The sequence below is a fragment of the Halocatena salina genome, from assembly GCF_023115355.1.
In the GTDB taxonomy this organism is placed as follows: domain Archaea; phylum Halobacteriota; class Halobacteria; order Halobacteriales; family Haloarculaceae; genus Halocatena; species Halocatena salina.
In genome coordinates this window covers 155,763-172,661 of the sequence record NZ_CP096021.1, presented here as the reverse complement: position 1 = coordinate 172,661, position 16,899 = coordinate 155,763, and the positions used below count along the sequence as shown (strand labels likewise).

Below are 16,899 nucleotides of genomic sequence, written 5' to 3'. Positions count from 1 at the left end.
TGATTCGTGCAATCATTCGAGATAACGTTTTGGTTGCTTATTTTTCAACAGTACACGAACACTGTCCCCGTTCGACTAACCGGGAAAACGTGTATTCTTCACCGCAATCGGTACAGGCGATTCGCAAACTCAGCGTTACGTCTACCGCACCAATGTGCAGATATCCATTTGAGCGGAGTCGCTCGATGGTTCGTTTAGTGACAGATTCAGTTCGGGAGAGGAGTTTGAAAACCGTGTTTTTTGCCCCAGTGGTGGTCACCGTCGACGTCCGTTCTGTGTCGACTGACAGACACTCTCGCAAATGCGTCCGGATGGTCTGGTAACTCACGAAGTCGTTGCGTATCGACTCTGGATCGGTGCCGTGTTGTTTGAGTCGAGACCGTGCCTCGACTCGCATGCCAGCGCTTACGTCATCCCCGATAAACAGTCGATAGAGGTTCTCGACCTCGCCGCTTAGGACATCAACACCTGCCTCTCGGAGCGCGGATTCGAGCACCCGCTGGTTGTACTGCGCTTCCAGATCCCTGAGGCTGGTTCCCTCATTCTGAAGGTCTTTCAAAACCTCGTCGATAGTGTCGAGACCGTACTTCCGTGAGACCCTATCGACCTTGCACCCACCTCCACTTTCATCGGGCATCGTTTGTGATATGGTTTCTTCGACGCTTTATCTACTTTGCCCTCTACCCGATACTCGATTCGACACCACACCTCGTTTGGAGGTGGAGTGCAGATCACCACGATGTTCATCTTCAAACTGGATTCACGCGTTAAGTGGTAGAGTTGTTGGTCAAGGAGCTGAAGTCGCGGTGCTCGCTAACTGAGTTTGAGACGAAAAGGCCCGATCGTAGGATTCAGACGGTGGCTGCTCCGCTGACCATCAGCGTTAACAGAGTTATCCTTTGGCCCTTCCTCGATTATGTTGAAAAGCAAGATGAGGAGTGCGTATTCCCGATGGAACGCTGGGGCGGCGACTTTTCAGCTGCTTTCTCAGTTTATTCTGATAGAAATCGCCGCTAGACGGCTATTCACTGCCGAATCTGGAAACACGTCCATATCGGGAAGCCAGACAACCAGCAGTCAGACTTACACTGCTTGAGGAGGCGAACACCAAGCTATCCGATAGTTCTCCAGTTTAACCGAAAATAACTGGAGCGTACAGTTATAGTCCTCCACGAAATATAATGCGATATGAATTGTGGCACACGAGGGAACCAGATGTGTCAAAGAAATATGCGAGATGTAATGAGAGAAAAGAAATGCCCTAAATAATCCATATATTCAATGCCAATCACAACTAAACTACATATGGAACACGAGAAACTCGCTCTGACACCAACATTCAATGAAGTCGATGGTGTTAAATTGCGAGTTATACCCCAAGTGAATACAGATCCGAATTCCAATATATTCCCCTATCTTATCAAATACAAAGACTTTCAAGAGCTCGAAAATGCACTTGATGAGGATCCCACGGTCGATAACTACGAGCCCATGAGCAAGGACGATAGCGTGGGCATCTATTATATAGAATACTCGACTGAGTCGAAATTGATCAGCGAGATCGTCACGGCTGTCAACGGATTCACGACGGAAGCGAAGACGAAAGACAGGGGATGGCTCGTACAATTACAACTCCCCGACAGAGATGCCCTCAACAATATTTGGAGGTATGCGGAGCAACAGGGCATACAGATGAAAATAATCAGCATATACGATAGTCAGCGGAGCGACGCCGAGGTGTCGTACGGTCTCACTCCAGAGCAAGAAAAGGCGTTGATCGTCGCACTCGAGAGCGGTTACTTCAGCGAACCACGAGAAAAGACGCTCAATGAAATCGCCGATAGCGTCGATCTCTCGTCAACCGCAATGAGCGGTCGCTTGCGTCGGGGCATGCGAAACCTCGTTTCCGCAGCACTGATAGACGAGCGAGACGAGAACTGATACCGCCGAGGAAACGATAGCATTGAAAGCCAGCGAGATGGTACTTTGTACCCACTTGTGTACGGCCTGGATCCGTTTGACACCTAACCACTCAAAATACTATTTTGTATCCAGAATCGATATTTCCATCAAATATAGCTGAATAGCTACTTGAACCAGCTGGCGGAGATTCGCTCGCACTCAACAAATCGCGAGTTAACCTAGTCGGTATTTCCTCTGAGCCGGCCAGCATCCAGCATGAGCCACTAGATCCCTTCCCACCCTGCTCTTAACATACCATTGTCAGAGGTACCGATACTCTGATATATACTGTCTGTTTCTTCTGTGCGGGTTATAAACATGGGTACTACTACCCATGTAAAATGATTAATGGACACTCCGATACTGCTTGTATGGGCACGGTCATAAGCCAGACAGCAGATCGGGACACCCATCACCTACATCACGAATGGACTAGGGAGGAATCAGTCAGCGAGAAGATCGTTGACGCTATCGCAGAATACGAGGATGAGGATACAGACACTCTGCCCCCACTCGAGAACTCCATCAATCCGGCGGCGCTAGATACTGTGTTTGGGTCTACCAGCGACGATGCGTGCAAAGCTGGCTGTATCACGTTCTCATACTACGGTTACACCGTACTCGTACAGAGTATGGGTCAAATTATAATCAAAAAGCGATAGTTGACATCTATTTTTAGTATATCTAATAGCGTTATATTCACCTTGGTTATTGTGTATAAAACTACTCTGTTACATCTGGCCAGACCTCTTCGTGTGAACCACTTGAAAACAACAATCCGATGTGACCGGTCGAGTGTTCGATAGTGCTCACGTCGTCGCTACCGATTACGTCACTAAATGGGTGTGACGCTTCAGGGGGAACCAGTTGGTCATCCTCACCGGTGATCTGAAGCACAGGCATATTGATCTCCGTGATATCGACGTGTTCACCCTCGAGAGAGAAATCATTCGTGAACAACTTGTTTTCTTGGCATATATCTTCCACTAGTTGGATATAGGTTTTACCTGCCACGTCGATACCCTCTGAGAACCATCGCTCCATCCGAATAAAGTTCTCTACGAACTCTTGATCGTCCAGATTCTGATACAGCCGAATGTATTTCCCGATTGTGTTATCGACAGGGTCCATCAGCGTGAAAATGATATAGAGCAGTTCTGAGGGCATATTTCCGAACATGTAATAGACATGTTCGGAATCGTAGCATCTCCTATCATTACACAGTTCGAGTAGATCGCCAGTATCGTTGACATAGGGGGAGTGGCTATCAATCCGAGTGCGGTCACCTTCTCGGAGTGGAGTGCAGCGTACATTGCTGTCATCGTCCTATCCGTACAGTAGCCAAGGAGGTTGATCGACCTCAGTCCCGAACGCTCGCACACCTCATCGACGCAGTTGTCGATGTAGCGATTGACGTACTCACCGAACGTTAGTCCTGCATCACGCTGCGATGGTTCGTTCCACTTGAGAAGGTATACGTCGTGACCATCCTCTAACGGATGTCGAATAACGCTTCGGTCAGGCTGGAGATCGAAGATATACGATTTATTGACAATTGCAGCGACCACGAGAATCGGCACGTCGTCTTGCTCGTCTGTCTGTGGCTTGTAGTGGTGCAACTCCAGCAAGTCTTCAGAATAGACGACGTCACTCGGAGTTTGATCAACCTCAACGGACGAAACCTCGTCGAGTCGCTTTTTTGTGAGCCAGATCCTGTGAAGAGGTTCGGTGATCTCGCCCACTCAATCGGCAGTCGCGTCCTCGGTTCCCTCAATTTTCACGAGTTCCTCTACCGGCGGGAGTTCGGCCTCAGCTTCGGTGAGGATCTCGATGCGTCGGGGAATTTTGTCCTGTGCGTACTCGACGAGCGGAGCGGCATCGATGGTCATGCCGTCCGCCTGGACCGCGCCCGCACGCGGCCCATCAATTCCTGAAGCGTCGCTTGAACGACATCCGGGTCCACCTCGCCGTTTTGGATGAGGTCACGGACCTTCTGCATCCCGAAGTCGACGTGACGGCCCTCGTCCGATCGGACATAGGTAATTCCCTCGATGAGTCGAGAAAAGAGACGAGGAATACAGAGAGTGGCCTACTATACCCGTGCCGGTCCGATCGCCCACGGGTGTCTGACTCCTGTCGTTGACGCTGCTCCGGTGCCATTACCACCGCTTGAACAGCGAGCCACATTTACCTGACTGATTCGTCTACGACAAACTGTACGCGCACGGAAGGGTGAAGCCACTTTATTTCAGATTGGTGAAGGGATATTGAGATGAGAGAGTGAGGAAGAGTGCCGTTCGTTTAATACACGAGGAAATAGTTTAGAATGAATAGCGGGGATGTGCATGACAAATCGAGCTAGCCGACTTCAGATCAAGTCTTCAGCTCTAGTGAGTACGCTGAGAGAAACTGAACCGAGAGTCGTGGACTGAATAGCATACCGAACGAAGCCCGCTATCGATATCACAGGGCAAATTCTAGACTCATTCTAGTGAGAAAAGGCCATTTACAGAAATCCATCCTCCGAAGTAGGGATCTACAGACTTTCGGAGGATGACTGATTTGACAAACGAATCCAGCGACCGATAACTCGTCTCGCGGATAATGGAACGATTCGGCGAAGAACATTGTCGAAGAAATCTTTGATGCTCCTGAATACGATCTCTCTGAAACGAACGTTCGGCGAATTATGTTCTCTGTTAAGGGGACTGAGGAACAAATTTCGATGTACAACGTTATTTATGAGGTAAATATCGCGAGCGGAGAGTTATCGCAGTCGAAAGTCAACCAAAGTCGATACGAATCAATTGAGTGGTCTTCGTCTGTCCCGTCCGAACAGGAGGGCGCCATGGCCGAAGACATACGGCTGTTTATCTGATCCAATAGCTAGAAATATTATTGATGGAAGAATCACTCGACAGAATGTCGTTCGTGTTCTAGACTTATCCCGCACCGACGACGAAAACAACAAAATCGCTGGAGGTGTCGAAGCTCCCTAATCGAGACGTCTCTGTGCTTACCATTTCACTTCTCTACAGTCATACTACGTACCATCTCAATATAAGCTCTTCAGTCTAATCTGAAGGTAAATTCAGTGATTACAGAAGGAATATGGCGATCAGGCTCGTATGAAGTGGTAGAGATGAGTAGTGTACCAAAAGACGAGCCGGGCGAATCTGAGGAACTGAGCGACGAAGATGTCCCAACAGTGGCAATTGAGGGGTTCGATGCTGACGACCTCGAAGAGATCGACACCCTGTTTGAAGGTCACCCACTGATCGAAGTCCTGACGCCGGAGTCGAAGGTACGGATCATTTTGGCGCTCCTGCGCGTCCCCGAGGGCACGTTTCGACCAACCGATATCTATGACCGAGCGAGAATCAGCCACGACACGTGGCATAAATACAAAGAGACGCTGGTCGATAAGTACGGCGTAATCGACCACGTCGGGAATATTGGAAACTCTCCGTTGTACTCGATCAATGAAGACAGCGACCTTGTCGCTCTCATCGATTCGATGATCAGCGCAGCGGGAGAGCAAAAGCGCGAGTGGATCACTGATCACCGCGACGAGTAGCCTATCAGTCCTGTAGAAGTCCGTACAGTCGTATCCTTCCGGTCCACCGGCGGATAATGTTGGGAAAATATCATTGCTGCGGTTGTGCACCAAACCATTTTGCTGCTGCTGACATCACGTCTCCCTATGTCCAACGACTTGGACGACATGATTGAGTGCGCCATCTGTAACAAGAACGACCTGCGCCAGGAGATCGATGTGAGCGGAATCGGGGAACAGTTAGAGAGTGACGAAAGCCACTGCCGCGGTTGAGACACTGTTCGCAACAAGGAACCGCACTGCTTGTTCCGTATCGCGCTCGCAATCCGGAAAACGCTCATCTATAGGTAATTGTTGATATGGGCATCAGTAGGGATCGGGCAGTGATGACCGTCCGTGTTGGCTACCCACAGCATCGAATACGGAGTTGCTCCAATCGACGTGAATTGCAAGACAGTACTCCATCAACAATGTACTACTCATGAACGTAGCACGTTTATTGGTGGGAGGATCAATCCGGACAACGATGAGCGAGACACGAACCGACGTGACGGCACTTGACCGGAGCAGCGTCCGATCCTACCTGCGCGAGATGGGGCCTTCGTGGGTGGCTGGCGCGATTGCCGCCGGTCCTGCGACGATGGGGTCGCTAATCACCGCGGGCGGTTCGTACGATTACGCGCTTTTCTGGGTCGTCGTTCTTTCGGCGATTGCTGGCGCACTGGCGCAGTACCTCGCGATGCGCCTGGGCTTACTCACAGAACGCGGGATTGTCGGCGTTATCGAGGACCACCTCGGCGACACGTGGGCCTGGCTGCTCGTTCTCGACGTGGTGCTGGCCGCTGGCAGCGCACAGCTGCTGATTATGAAGACCGTCGCTGCTGTCTCAGCGACCCTCACGGGAATCGATGCCCGCGTTTGGGGCGTCGTGTGGGCCCTTGTCCTTGCCGCCGGGCTCGCCACCCAGGGCTATCGCTTCCTCGAAGCTGTGGCGAAGGTACTCGTGACGGGCGTCGTAATTACGTTCGTCGCTTCACTGTTCGTCGTGCCGTTCGACATGGGCGCCGCTGTGTCCGGTCTCGTACCTTCCCTTCCGCGGGGAAGTGCCCTCGTCGCAGCGGGTATCCTGGGCGGCGCCGTGCACATCACGCTAATCACGATGCACTCCTACACGATGGGGACGAGGGGCTGGCTCCGCGAGGAGTACAGCTTGGCGACGTTCGACGTCATTGCCTCCATGCTCGTTGCCTTCGGGATCTACAGCGTCTCGATCTTCCTCGTGGTGGCGAGTGTCCTCGCGTCGGGTGATCTTTCGACGGTTGAGGCGGCGAACGCGCTTGGTCCCCTGGTCGGTGAGAGCGCGAAGTGGCTGTTCCTCCTCGGACTCGCGGGCGCCGCCGTCTCAACCCTCGGGGGAAACACCATTGTCCTCCCATTTCTGGTCGCGGACAAGCTCGGCTGGGGGACAACCGTCGAGGACGACCGATATCGCTGGCTGCTGGTCGCCACCGCGCTGCTCTCCGCGCCGGGCGCGTTCATCGGCGGGCCCGTGTTGAGCCAGCTCGCGCTTGTCCTCGCGATCGGCACTGTCGGGACGCCGTTCGCCATCGCGGCCGTGCTCTACCTCCTGAACTCCGAGGTGGTCCCGGAGTCCAATTCGACGTTTTCGAACCTCGGCGGCCTGACCCTCCTGTTGGTCTCGGGAGGTCTAGCCGCGAACTTCGTCTGGGAACAGGTTGCGGGCGGTCTCGATCTCCTCTCGGGTGCGATCCTTGTGTTCGCAGCCGCGCTCGGCATCGCAACGGCCGGGTTGTTCGCGAAGTTTGTCCGCGAGGAGGCGGTCCTCGCGTGACGGACGTTTCATTCCCACTCGCGGGATCGACGCTGATCGTCGGTCCTTCGCAGGCGGGAAAGACCCGTCTTACTGCCCGTGCGCTTGAAACCTGGGTCGAACACAACGAGCCAGAGGGTATGGTCGTCCTGGAGTTTGCGCCCGAGGTCGAGCGCGGCGGTGAGATTCTGGGAGGGCGTCTGGATCGATTTATGGACGTCCCCGACGGCGCGTGGCTCGGCGTCCTTGACGCCCATGCGCCCCGATCTGAGGGCAAGACGACAGATGAGTCGGTGGCGCTCGCGAGGAACAACGCAGAGCGAGCGCAGGAGCTTATAGATGCCGCGCCCGCGGACCCGCGGGCAGTGTTTGTCAACGACACGACCATCCCCTATCAGCACGAAGCTAGTGAACCGAAACGCCTCATGGCTTACTGCGATCGCGCGGAGTACGTCATCTTGAACGCCTTAGAGAGCGATGAGCTGGGGACGGACGACCCGGTTTCGCGGCAGGAACGGGAGGCCCTATCAATACTAAAGGGCTGGGCCGACCGGACGGTCTCGCTCGGGTAGAGATGAATCGTATCTGATCGACGTCCTCCCACGACTGCAGTACGGGATTCCCACGCTCGGGGTGGATCTTTTCTGCCCTTCCGGAGGAACTTCTCGACTGTACTGTCCGGTAAAGATTTCGGTGGTCACTCATCGGTACTCACCTCAGTTGCGTGGTACTCGTGGTTCATCCCCTTGTCAGCAGGGACGTGCTGACAGGGTAAAATCAACGCAGAGTCTGTTTTCTCGGAAAGGAAGTGTGCTGACTTCCCCCATAACTCGACAGTATTAGGGTTGCGTAGTTATAGAGAGACACACACTCAAGAGGTAACGAATCCTGACGTGATCGGTACAGCAACATACCGTATTTCGAGTGAAATATGTCGTCAATCAGAAAACGACTGCTCTTGCCGACAGGGACCTCACTACTAACAAGATAGGAAACCACAAGTACTACACAGCCGAGTGGATCTAGCTCAGAAAAGGGGCTTCTGAGACTAGTTCGTGCTTCTCAAGAATATTCACGCAATTTCCCCACTCATGTCGTATGGAGAGAGTGAGCGGGCAGATCAGGCCGATTCAGTGGTGGTTGATCATACAAGTCGGTACCACCACCTGACGGAGCCAGTGGTTTGGGACGACTGGGAGATGTTTCGCAAGTACTGCTTTGGCACTACAGTGCGGAGATGCAGGCTAGCAACTCGCAAGAGCGGAGTGACTGTAAGCAGAACGAGGAATACTTACTCAAATATCCATGCCAATATACTGTGTCTCGATTTCGATCAGCAATCCGTGTGATCGTGACGTTCTTTCTGGTGAGTTGGGCCGTGTACCCAGCCTTTGCGTTGCTTGGGGGATATCTCCTGGGTCCAGACGCACTCCTGACGATCTTGCCGATGGTCGGGACAATCCTCGGAGGGGTCGTTGGAACGCTCCTGTTCATCTCTCGCTCGGGATCCCTCCGTCAACTCGGACGATTCGATGTCGCACAATACGGTATGTTCATCGTCTGCTTGCCAATTGATATGCTGTATGACGTGATTATACACTACTCCGCGATCGGTACGCACAATATCGTACTGTCTGCACTTTGGGCGCTGCTTCTGATCGATGTGTGCTATGGTGGCGCTTATACACTCGTCTATGGTGGCGGATATCAACGATTGGTACACTGGTTCAAAACAGGCGATCTCTACAGTTGAGCTTGTGGCGGGTAGAGCCCCCACACGCGACATCTAGACGTTGAATGAGCCGTCTTTGTTGCGCTCGGTTCTCATTGATTCATGTTTTTCATAGGGATTTTATGAAACTTGGTTCCGTCGGATCCTAGAACGATTCCCTGAGTGTATCGAATTCGGTGGTTTCACAAGATATTCGGCGGTAAGTTGCATGTTTGTATACAAATACGCAAGCATCAGTGAGGTTTTTGAGCACAGACTATGTTTGGGTGATCGCGGTGGCGTGTCCATATATCTGAAGTTGCTCCCGGGGAAACGGATACTTACATCATGAGGGAACGATTTGGTAGGGAAGCTTTGAGAACACATACTCATTAGTTGTCTCGGTGGTTCCAATGCTCACAGGATAGGCCGTTGCTGCTTGGTTTCTGGAGGTCGGAACAGGGAACCACCCTCGCCCTTCCTCTACGACAATAATCAATCCGTGATCATCTCCAACAGCCGCGAATGACGTATCGTCAGTGATCGGTGCGGGATGGTTCTTTCGGAGGGTCACACCAACGTTATTGCTGATCGCCTCGACAGCGCGTCTCACATTCGGGACTGTCAGCCCGATCTCGCTTACCCGCTGGAAGCTGTCGCTCCCAAACGGGCGGTCTACATCGTTGGAAAGATCGTGTCGCGCAATGAGTTCGAGCAAATTGTTCGCAGGATCGAGTCCGTAGACTGCATGAGCGTTCCACTCCTCGAAAAAGATTTCCTGGTTACCGGTTTCTGGGTCTGCAAGTAGTTCAACTCGGTCAGAGAGCCATGTGACGGCGTCAGCGAACTGATTCTGGGGGACGTTAATCGCGAAGTGATAAGATGGGTCAGTTCCATCACGCACTTCTGAAAATATCACATCCGTTGCTCCGATATGGACGGTGAATTCGTTGGCGGAGAGATTCGTGAGTGAACACTCAACGGTGTCAGTATAGAATGTCTTGAGATCGGTGAGGTGGGCCGTCTTGAGATGGATATTATCAATCTTCATAGTAGTGTTACCGTGTGGTTATATGTATATGTTTCGTGAACTATACTTTGGTGGCTTTTCTGTCATATCGTATACTATGGATTCCAGATATGCTCTAGTCGGATTAAAGCGACCACACAACAGCCGTAAACGATGCCCGACGTTGGTTCTAGATGTACCCTAGTCGATACCAAACTGAAGTCAATCGGTTGCGTGAAGCGTAACGAAACTTCGACAAAACAGTCGAAGATGAGTATCGGAGACGAGAACAACAACGTGGAGAGAAATGATTGTCTGGGGGATTGTATACCATGCCGTGGTGGTGTTTCTGATGCTTCAGATCAGCCCAGGGCTTGTCGTTGCAGGGACAGTAGGAGGAGCAATAGTAGGGTTAGGATAGAATCCTTTCAGAGCCGAGTTATATCCAAAATCATCAGATATACAACCGATACTAGAGTAAGATCTGTAACACGATGACATCTTTCAAAGTTGGTGGTGGTCAGTTGTTAATTACAGATGAGATTATACAGATTAATCTAGGTCCAATTCGAGCATTGAGACGGCTCTATGAACAAAGCAAGCTTATCATGGTTTTCTTCACTGTCGGTCTATCGTATACAGCTGGTACTGCTGTTTTTGGATCATCTCTCCTTTGTGAATTAGGAACATTTGTCATCATATTCACTATCATTGGAATCACACTTGCTACTATATATCCTAGGATCAGGAACAATATCCGGACAGCCTCAGAAATTTCCCGTTCAACTGTCGACCATGTCGAATATACAACTGGATCGCGGTTTCGACTTCCGGTGCTACGTATTATTGTTTCTGACAATAATACAACGGGGGTCCGCCCCATCACATTATACCCATACCAATATGGTGGAAAAGAACAACTAGAAGCAGGAATCCAAACGTTTGAAGACGCTGGCATCGAGATCGTTCCAGCCGACGAAACGGATAACAAAGACAGTTAACCCGTGCAAATCGGGATAGCAGCTCTTCCTTCTCGATCGACATCAGAGCCAAACCCGTGTTTGGAATGGATATCGTGGGTGATCATCGTCGTGAGAGTAATCTCCATGTCCATGCGACTGATCGGTATGACCGTGGTCAGCGGAGTGGGACTGCTCATCACCATGAGATCGATGCTGTACCCCTATTCAACAAGGCAGACTGTACAGTAGAAAACTCGCAGCTACTTCAGTTATGATGGGTGTGGATCGATCACTTCGACGCTGTTTTCCTCTATTCACCGAAACAGGTTACTGTGATGAAAATAATATATGATACTATGGCGACGAAGCATCAGGAAGTACCTATCTGGGAACAGTACAGATTTATCATCAGTTCGGCTGGCTCCCGCTATGCAACCGTCGCGGCTGGGCTTATCTTAGGGGTGCCAGTCATCGCGTACCTCTCTGGTAGTGTCGCCGCCATGTTCTACGTTCATATCGGACTGGCCGCCTTCTGGTTTGGGATGGATTTTTTCTTCAGGTATGTCCTGGCCCCAGCGGTCGCTGCGTCTGGCCCCGACACGGCGGCGGCACTCATTCCCAACCTCTCGCCGCGGATTATGGTCGTCGGAGAGTCATTAACTGTCGGGACGATTGGTTCGGGACTTGGACTCGCCCATCGATTCGGCTACCTGGTCACCCCACCAGTGTGGGTCTGGGGAGCGCTCGGCATCGCTGCTGTGATGCTCGGTATTGCCTTTGGACCGCTTCATCACTATCAGTTGGAAATGCTCCGTGAGCTGGATTCCCCGGCCCCAAATGGCGAGCGAGTTGAGCGTCTCAATGAGACGGCAATGCGCTGGTTGATGGGGATGACGGGGTTGTTTCTCCTTATCACCCTCATGATGGTTGGATTACGGGGACTGATCGGATACCCATAAGTCGGTTCAGCGATTGGTGTTCCATGACGTCGTTCCGTCTGCTTTCTATCGAACGATCGGCAGGTGATTAACGCGACGGGAGCGAACATCTCAGCAATAAATACTCGATGAAACACTGAGAGAGGTTCGCCCTCTACGTCTTCGAACACCCATTCGCCGCACATCTCGTTCCACACGTCTGAGTGACCGTCGTCCTCATCATAGTCGCCCGAATTCGACTGCTTTGGGAGGTACAACTGCTTGCGCGTGGGCGTGTCGTCGTCAGTTTCTTTCTCGACGTGGAAGCGTTTGCCGTTGCGGTACATCCACGCGATGGTGTCAGCCTCCCCGCTACGTTCGAAGATGCGCGTCGGGTTCAGGTAGTGGACGCCGTACTCCTCACAGGTCTCCTTGACGCCCGCGCTGTCGAACTCCCGATCCATCATGACGAGATCGAGAGTGACCATCTCGGTCGCGTGCTCCAGCAACTTCTCAACGATCTCGTCTTTGGACTGCCCCCGCTTGCGCGGGATGGCGTCGAGTACGAGTGGCACATCCAGCCCGACGATTTTGAGCACCGCCCACTGGTAGTACTCGTTGCCGTCCTTGTACCCGAGGATGTCGTCATCGTCGTCGTCCACGTCGCCGGTGAATGGGACGCCCTTGGTCACGTCGATGGCCGTCCAGAGTTTGCCGGTGAGTTCACCGTGCTGACGAGCGCGGGCAATCAGCATCCGCGTCGTATTGCGAAGCATTGAGCGAATGTCGTTGACCGAAAGCTTGCCGAGCTGGTAGCGGTGAGTTGATCCCGACGGGACGCGCTCCCGCGTGGTATCGAGGACAAACGAGGCTGGCCCGCTCTGAGCGTACATGTCTTCGCGCATCCCCATGTAGGTGTGTTGTTCCCAGAAGGCGTTCTCGTGAATCTGCCAGTTGGGTCCGCGCTTGAGCGCGAACGCATCGGTCACGAACGGCTTGGCCTGCTGCCACACCTCGTCAGTTTTCTCTGCGACGAGTTGGTGTTTCGGGGGCTCGTCGGATTGTGATTCGTCGGTTTCGTGAGTGTCGATCCGGTCTGGGAGCGAAACCTCACAGGCACGCGCGGCCATGACGATGCTGGAGGCACACTCCTGCACGGCGTCGCGCAGTGCCTCACTGCATCGATGGTTCCACGCGCGCCAGAATGTCGATTGGTTCGGGAGCGTTTCGAAGCCAAGCCTACGACGGAGTGCGGGGTTCGCTCGCAGGTAGTCGTGGAGCGCGGTCTCGTCCCAGCCGTTGATCTCTTCGACAAGGAATGCCCGGACCAGTATCGACATCGGATACAGCCCTGAATAGGGCGCAGATGAATCGTGCGCGATGAACGTGAGATGGTCAATCGGTAGGTCACAGACCAGCGTCTCGATGTCAATATAGTCCGTAGCGCGTTTAGACCACGACCGCGCGATAGTCGTGACAGCAGAGACGAATTCGCCGAGGGTATCGCTTGCTCTGTCAGAGTTGGAGGCGAACAAACGGTGAGACAGTCTGACGGCCCCCATTTGGTAAGTCAGCTGGCTTGTGAACTTGACACACGTCGTAACAAGGCGACAGCGATCCCACCGACCACGAGATCAAGCACACCGAGCACCACCACCGCTGGCACGATAGTGTTCCAGATGCCAGCGAATGCCGTCACGTCGAGCACAGTGAGCATGTCTTGGCCGAATATCAGTGCCCGCGCGGCACCGACGCCGTACGTGACCGGATTGACCGTTGCCACCGCTTGCATCCACTCCGGCAAGACACTGATCGGCAAGAAGGCATTCGACATGAACACTAAGGGATACGGCAGCAGATTCACCAAGACGCTGGTCGATTCGGAGTCCTGTGTCACGAGCGCAGCGATGTTCGAAAAGGCCGTAAACGCCAGTGAAAACACGATGACGATGGCGATGATCCCGAGCACGCCCAGCAATCCCGTCTGGATGTACGTCCCGAACGAACCACCGGAATCGATCCACAACACCACGTACCCGAGCCCGAGCGTCATCACCGTCTGGACGATGATCAGTACCATATCCGAGAGAGCCTTCCCGAGGAAAATCGCTCCACGATGGGTCGGTGAGGCCAGCACTTTCTCGAACATGCCGCTTTCCATGTCATCGACCAGACCTATCCCAGAGTTGCCCGCCGCCTCCATGGCCATCAGGATGACGACGGCTGGCGTGAGGTAGGTGACATACGAGACATCCGCGCCAATCGCTCCCCTGAGAGCGTCTCCGGTGATCTGCCCGAACAGCTGAGAGAACAACACGAGGAGGATAATGGGTGTTATCAGCGCACCGAATATCACAAACGGATTCCGGCGAGTTTTCCGCAGCCAGCGCTTGAGCGTGATCCACACATCGACGGAGAAGCTGTTGCCAGTCGCCCTCTGCTCGACTGCCCTCTCAGTTTCAGTTGTACTCATCGATTCACCTCCGGTTGAACGGGATCGTCCGGCTGTTGTTCGTTCGGTGTCTCGTCGCTCGCTGTCTCGCCGGTGATAGCGAGGAAGACGTCATCGAGCGTCGGCGAGTGAACGTCGAACCCCGTCACAGTGAAGCCCGCTTCCCGCAGCGCTACCAAGAGGTCAGTACCAGCCCGGCGCGCGTGCTCGGACGCGATAGCGATGCCCTCGTTGGTGGATTCGATCGTATCTCCCTCGAACAGTCCCGACTCACGGGCGGCCTCTCGGGCGTGCGCTCGCTGCTCGTCAGTCGGATCTGCAAGCGTGATTTCGAGTATGTCGCCGCCGACCTGTGATTTGAGCGCGTCTGGCGAATTGGTAGCGACGAGTTTGCCATCCTGAATCACCGACAGGCGGTCGCAGAGTTCGTCGGCCTCCTCCAAGTACTGGGTCGTCAGAAACACCGTCGTCCCCTGCTGGTTGATTTTCTGGAAGTATTCCCACAGGCGATTGCGTGCCCGAGGGTCCAGTCCTGTCGTGGGTTCGTCGAGGAAGACGAGCGGTGGCTCATGCACTAAGGCGGTCGCCACGTCGAGGCGCTTTTTCATCCCACCAGAGAATTCTTGGGCCTGCTTGTCGGCAACATCCGCGAGATCGACGAGGGCTAACAGGTCGTCAATCCGGCTAGCGCGCTCGCTCCGAGGAACGCCGTATGTCTCGCAGGCGAAGCGGATATTCTCGCGAGCGGTAAGCTCCTCGTCCACGCTTGTCTCTTGGGCCATATAGCCGATAGACGACCGGACAGCGCGGGGGTCGTCAACGACATAAGACCCGTTGATTGTCACTGACCCGGCAGTGGGCTGTAACAGTGTCACGAACGTCTTGATAGCGGTAGTCTTGCCCGCCCCGTTCGGCCCTAAAAATCCGAAGAACTCGCCTGTGGGTACTTCAAGGTCGATGCCGCGCACTGCTCGAGTGCCGTCCGAATACGTGAGTTCGACGTTTCTCGCTGTGATCGCCGTCGTGGAAACATTCGGTATTTCAGTCGTTTCGATAGACATGATTACAGTCCTCCGTTTCGTTCAGAATCGGTCGTGCAGTGGCTCCTTTCGGAGAGTCGTTGCATCCTTTGTGGGTTTCTCGCTTCTCCATCACGTAGGGAGGAGGGTCTGTGTTCCCTCGGGAATTACCCCGCTCATGAGCGGGAGATTTATACTCGATTGCACTCTTACTCACTTGCATGAGACGGTCAGTAGCACTTCATTCAGAGATACAATTCAAGAGAGAATGAATAGTACGATAGATCTGTGAAACACGAAGATAATGAGATACATAACCATCGTTATTGCCCCAACCGAGGAATACCTTCGGTCGACGGGCCATCAACAGATGCTGGAAAGCGCCGACGATCCGAGCGAGATATGGATCGATGATACGCTCGTCGCGACCCAAGAAGCGATACACTACGTCAATCTTCTCGATGATGGGACCGTTGTCGGGGTCGCCCAGTTCAGAGGTGATGCTGATCGGCTCGCTACGATAGAAAACGAAGTTCCGGAGATGATCTCGTGCACCGTGACGGGTGGTGAGACGTGGCTGGCATATATGCGCTATGAGCCTGACGAGGTTGAAAGAACCCTTTACGAACTGATCGATACCGAAGCGATCAGTATCGACTGGCCAGTGAGAGAGACTGCTGACGGGGTGCAAGTCACGCTCTTCGGTGAGGACGCGGCCCTCCAGCAAATGATTGCTAGTATCCCTGATGAAATGAACCTGCGTCTTGAACGGGCAGGCGAGTATCAGCCACACCTGAATGACCCAGCGGAGCAACTCACCGACCGTCAACATGAGATCGTGCGGGCAGCGATCGCGGCGGGATACTATGAAATCCCACGGCAGACAACACAGCGTAACTTAGCGACCGATCTTGGATTGTCACAACGGACGATCGGAGAGCATCTTCGGCGAGCAGAAGCGAAGATTGTCCAGTCCGTGGTCGAATGATGTTGGATAGATGAAGTTTTCACTGCACAGTCTCATGAAGATTGTGGCGTTCAAGGTATATTCCAAGACTGTTCGTGCATTAGAAATCGACCTAGCCGACATCAGGTGATATGGATCTCGATCACCGCGAAAACAGTCGTTTCTGCATCCAAATCGCGGCTCTTTGTATACTCAATGTCGGCGACGGTAGAGTATCCAATTGCTTCACGAAGAGTTCTGGATGCATTCACGGACTTTCCTTAGTACTTAGCTGAGAACGCTTGGACGTGGAAAAACTAGGCTGAGACCGGTATTCTGCTTAGACCAGATACCGTCGCTACGTATTCATCGCTCATCTCTCCTCGAAACAAAATACCCAATATTTCAATAAATGCTATTTTAATATCTAGAATGGTAAGAAAAATAGAAAATTAGGCGTGATAGCAGATATACGTTTAGAAAGCCAATAAAAGTAACAGTAGCCGGTCTCTTCAGCCAACAGCTGAGACAGGG

The 16,899-nt window shown here is 53.0% G+C and carries 17 protein-coding genes; 9 read left to right on the top strand and 8 right to left on the bottom strand.

The genetic code is table 11. The features are described 5' to 3' along the window. Positions 1–37: 37 nt before the first annotated feature. On the bottom strand, positions 38–637 hold the full coding sequence (rdfA, locus tag MW046_RS16040) for a rod-determining factor RdfA (protein WP_247995545.1): 600 nt from the start codon (positions 635–637) through the stop codon (positions 38–40). Positions 638–1,281: 644 nt separating this feature from the next. Between rdfA and MW046_RS16035 the strand changes: the two genes are divergently transcribed. Together MW046_RS16035 and ddfA are read left to right on the top strand one after the other, a co-directional pair. After that, a complete protein-coding gene (locus MW046_RS16035; RefSeq protein ID WP_247995544.1) occupies positions 1,282–1,941 on the top strand; it encodes a helix-turn-helix domain-containing protein in 660 nt (219 codons plus the stop codon). 362 nt (positions 1,942–2,303) lie between these two features. Continuing rightward, positions 2,304–2,624, top strand: coding sequence for a DdfA family disk-determining factor (gene ddfA / locus MW046_RS16030; protein WP_368411439.1), 321 nt, complete (start codon positions 2,304–2,306; stop codon positions 2,622–2,624). A gap of 61 nt (positions 2,625–2,685) precedes the next feature. Here the strand turns inward: ddfA and MW046_RS16025 are convergent, their stop codons facing one another. Genes MW046_RS16025 through MW046_RS16015 form a run of 3 tightly spaced genes read right to left on the bottom strand, consistent with a single transcriptional unit; the run spans position 2,686 to position 3,851 of the window. Beyond that, positions 2,686–3,093 (bottom strand): hypothetical protein, encoded by a 408-nt coding sequence (locus MW046_RS16025; protein WP_247995542.1) that lies wholly within the window; start codon positions 3,091–3,093, stop codon positions 2,686–2,688. After that, entirely contained in the window at positions 3,093–3,704 is a 612-nt protein-coding gene (locus MW046_RS16020; RefSeq protein WP_247995541.1) for a hypothetical protein, read from the bottom strand. The genes MW046_RS16025 and MW046_RS16020 overlap by 1 nt, the downstream gene beginning before the upstream one ends. Beyond that, the gene (locus MW046_RS16015; protein ID WP_247995540.1) at positions 3,705–3,851 is read right to left on the bottom strand and encodes a hypothetical protein; all 147 of its coding nucleotides are present in this window, start codon (positions 3,849–3,851) and stop codon (positions 3,705–3,707) included. 1,253 nt (positions 3,852–5,104) lie between these two features. On the opposite strand from MW046_RS16015, the gene MW046_RS16010 reads away from it, so the two are divergent. The 5 genes from MW046_RS16010 to MW046_RS15995 all read left to right on the top strand — a co-directional run bounded on the left by MW046_RS16010 (position 5,105) and on the right by MW046_RS15995 (position 9,102). Further along, positions 5,105–5,539: a hypothetical protein gene (locus tag MW046_RS16010; protein WP_247995539.1), complete on the top strand. Its 435-nt coding sequence runs from the start codon at positions 5,105–5,107 to the stop codon at positions 5,537–5,539. A 126-nt stretch (positions 5,540–5,665) separates the two neighbouring features. Further along, entirely contained in the window at positions 5,666–5,791 is a 126-nt protein-coding gene (locus MW046_RS19500; protein WP_282190249.1) for a hypothetical protein, read from the top strand. A gap of 253 nt (positions 5,792–6,044) precedes the next feature. Further along, a complete protein-coding gene (locus MW046_RS16005) occupies positions 6,045–7,370 on the top strand; it encodes an NRAMP family divalent metal transporter (RefSeq protein ID WP_247995538.1) in 1,326 nt (441 codons plus the stop codon). Continuing rightward, positions 7,367–7,921, top strand: coding sequence for a hypothetical protein (locus MW046_RS16000; protein WP_247995537.1), 555 nt, complete (start codon positions 7,367–7,369; stop codon positions 7,919–7,921). Before MW046_RS16005 ends, MW046_RS16000 begins: the two co-directional genes overlap by 4 nt. 794 nt (positions 7,922–8,715) lie before the next feature. Continuing rightward, on the top strand, positions 8,716–9,102 hold the full coding sequence (locus tag MW046_RS15995; protein ID WP_247995536.1) for a hypothetical protein: 387 nt from the start codon (positions 8,716–8,718) through the stop codon (positions 9,100–9,102). Positions 9,103–9,406: 304 nt separating this feature from the next. Here MW046_RS15995 and MW046_RS15990 read toward each other — a convergent pair whose 3' ends face one another. Beyond that, complete coding sequence (locus MW046_RS15990) at positions 9,407–10,111, bottom strand: VOC family protein (RefSeq protein ID WP_247995535.1); 705 nt, start codon at positions 10,109–10,111, stop codon at positions 9,407–9,409. Positions 10,112–10,563: 452 nt separating this feature from the next. Here MW046_RS15990 and MW046_RS15985 point away from each other — a divergent pair, with 452 nt between their 5' ends. Beyond that, complete coding sequence (locus MW046_RS15985) at positions 10,564–11,070, top strand: hypothetical protein (RefSeq protein ID WP_247995534.1); 507 nt, start codon at positions 10,564–10,566, stop codon at positions 11,068–11,070. Between the two features lie 757 nt (positions 11,071–11,827). On the opposite strand, the gene MW046_RS15980 is transcribed toward MW046_RS15985, so the two are convergent. Genes MW046_RS15980 through MW046_RS15970 form a run of 3 tightly spaced genes read right to left on the bottom strand, consistent with a single transcriptional unit; the run spans position 11,828 to position 15,461 of the window. Then, positions 11,828–13,483, bottom strand: coding sequence for a transposase (locus tag MW046_RS15980; RefSeq protein ID WP_247995533.1), 1,656 nt, complete (start codon positions 13,481–13,483; stop codon positions 11,828–11,830). A 35-nt stretch (positions 13,484–13,518) separates the two neighbouring features. After that, on the bottom strand, positions 13,519–14,421 hold the full coding sequence (locus MW046_RS15975) for an ABC transporter permease (RefSeq protein WP_247995532.1): 903 nt from the start codon (positions 14,419–14,421) through the stop codon (positions 13,519–13,521). Beyond that, complete coding sequence (locus MW046_RS15970; RefSeq protein WP_247995531.1) at positions 14,418–15,461, bottom strand: ABC transporter ATP-binding protein; 1,044 nt, start codon at positions 15,459–15,461, stop codon at positions 14,418–14,420. The genes MW046_RS15975 and MW046_RS15970 overlap by 4 nt, the downstream gene beginning before the upstream one ends. A 262-nt stretch (positions 15,462–15,723) precedes the next feature. On the opposite strand from MW046_RS15970, the gene MW046_RS15965 reads away from it, so the two are divergent. Then, positions 15,724–16,407, top strand: coding sequence for a helix-turn-helix domain-containing protein (locus MW046_RS15965; protein ID WP_247995530.1), 684 nt, complete (start codon positions 15,724–15,726; stop codon positions 16,405–16,407). The last annotated feature ends 492 nt before the right edge of the window (positions 16,408–16,899 follow it).

Coding starts and splice junctions, on each gene's coding strand:
- MW046_RS16015 (WP_247995540.1), bottom strand. CDS start 3,851: ATGACCATCGATGCCGCTCCGCTCGTCGAGTACGCACAGGACAAAATT.
- rdfA (WP_247995545.1), bottom strand. CDS start 637: ATGCCCGATGAAAGTGGAGGTGGGTGCAAGGTCGATAGGGTCTCACGG.
- MW046_RS15975 (WP_247995532.1), bottom strand. CDS start 14,421: ATGAGTACAACTGAAACTGAGAGGGCAGTCGAGCAGAGGGCGACTGGC.
- MW046_RS15965 (WP_247995530.1), top strand. CDS start 15,724: ATGAGATACATAACCATCGTTATTGCCCCAACCGAGGAATACCTTCGG.
- MW046_RS15990 (WP_247995535.1), bottom strand. CDS start 10,111: ATGAAGATTGATAATATCCATCTCAAGACGGCCCACCTCACCGATCTC.
- MW046_RS19500 (WP_282190249.1), top strand. CDS start 5,666: ATGTCCAACGACTTGGACGACATGATTGAGTGCGCCATCTGTAACAAG.
- ddfA (WP_368411439.1), top strand. CDS start 2,304: ATGATTAATGGACACTCCGATACTGCTTGTATGGGCACGGTCATAAGC.
- MW046_RS16005 (WP_247995538.1), top strand. CDS start 6,045: ATGAGCGAGACACGAACCGACGTGACGGCACTTGACCGGAGCAGCGTC.
- MW046_RS15985 (WP_247995534.1), top strand. CDS start 10,564: ATGACATCTTTCAAAGTTGGTGGTGGTCAGTTGTTAATTACAGATGAG.
- MW046_RS16010 (WP_247995539.1), top strand. CDS start 5,105: ATGAGTAGTGTACCAAAAGACGAGCCGGGCGAATCTGAGGAACTGAGC.
- MW046_RS16035 (WP_247995544.1), top strand. CDS start 1,282: ATGCCAATCACAACTAAACTACATATGGAACACGAGAAACTCGCTCTG.
- MW046_RS15970 (WP_247995531.1), bottom strand. CDS start 15,461: ATGTCTATCGAAACGACTGAAATACCGAATGTTTCCACGACGGCGATC.
- MW046_RS16025 (WP_247995542.1), bottom strand. CDS start 3,093: ATGGACCCTGTCGATAACACAATCGGGAAATACATTCGGCTGTATCAG.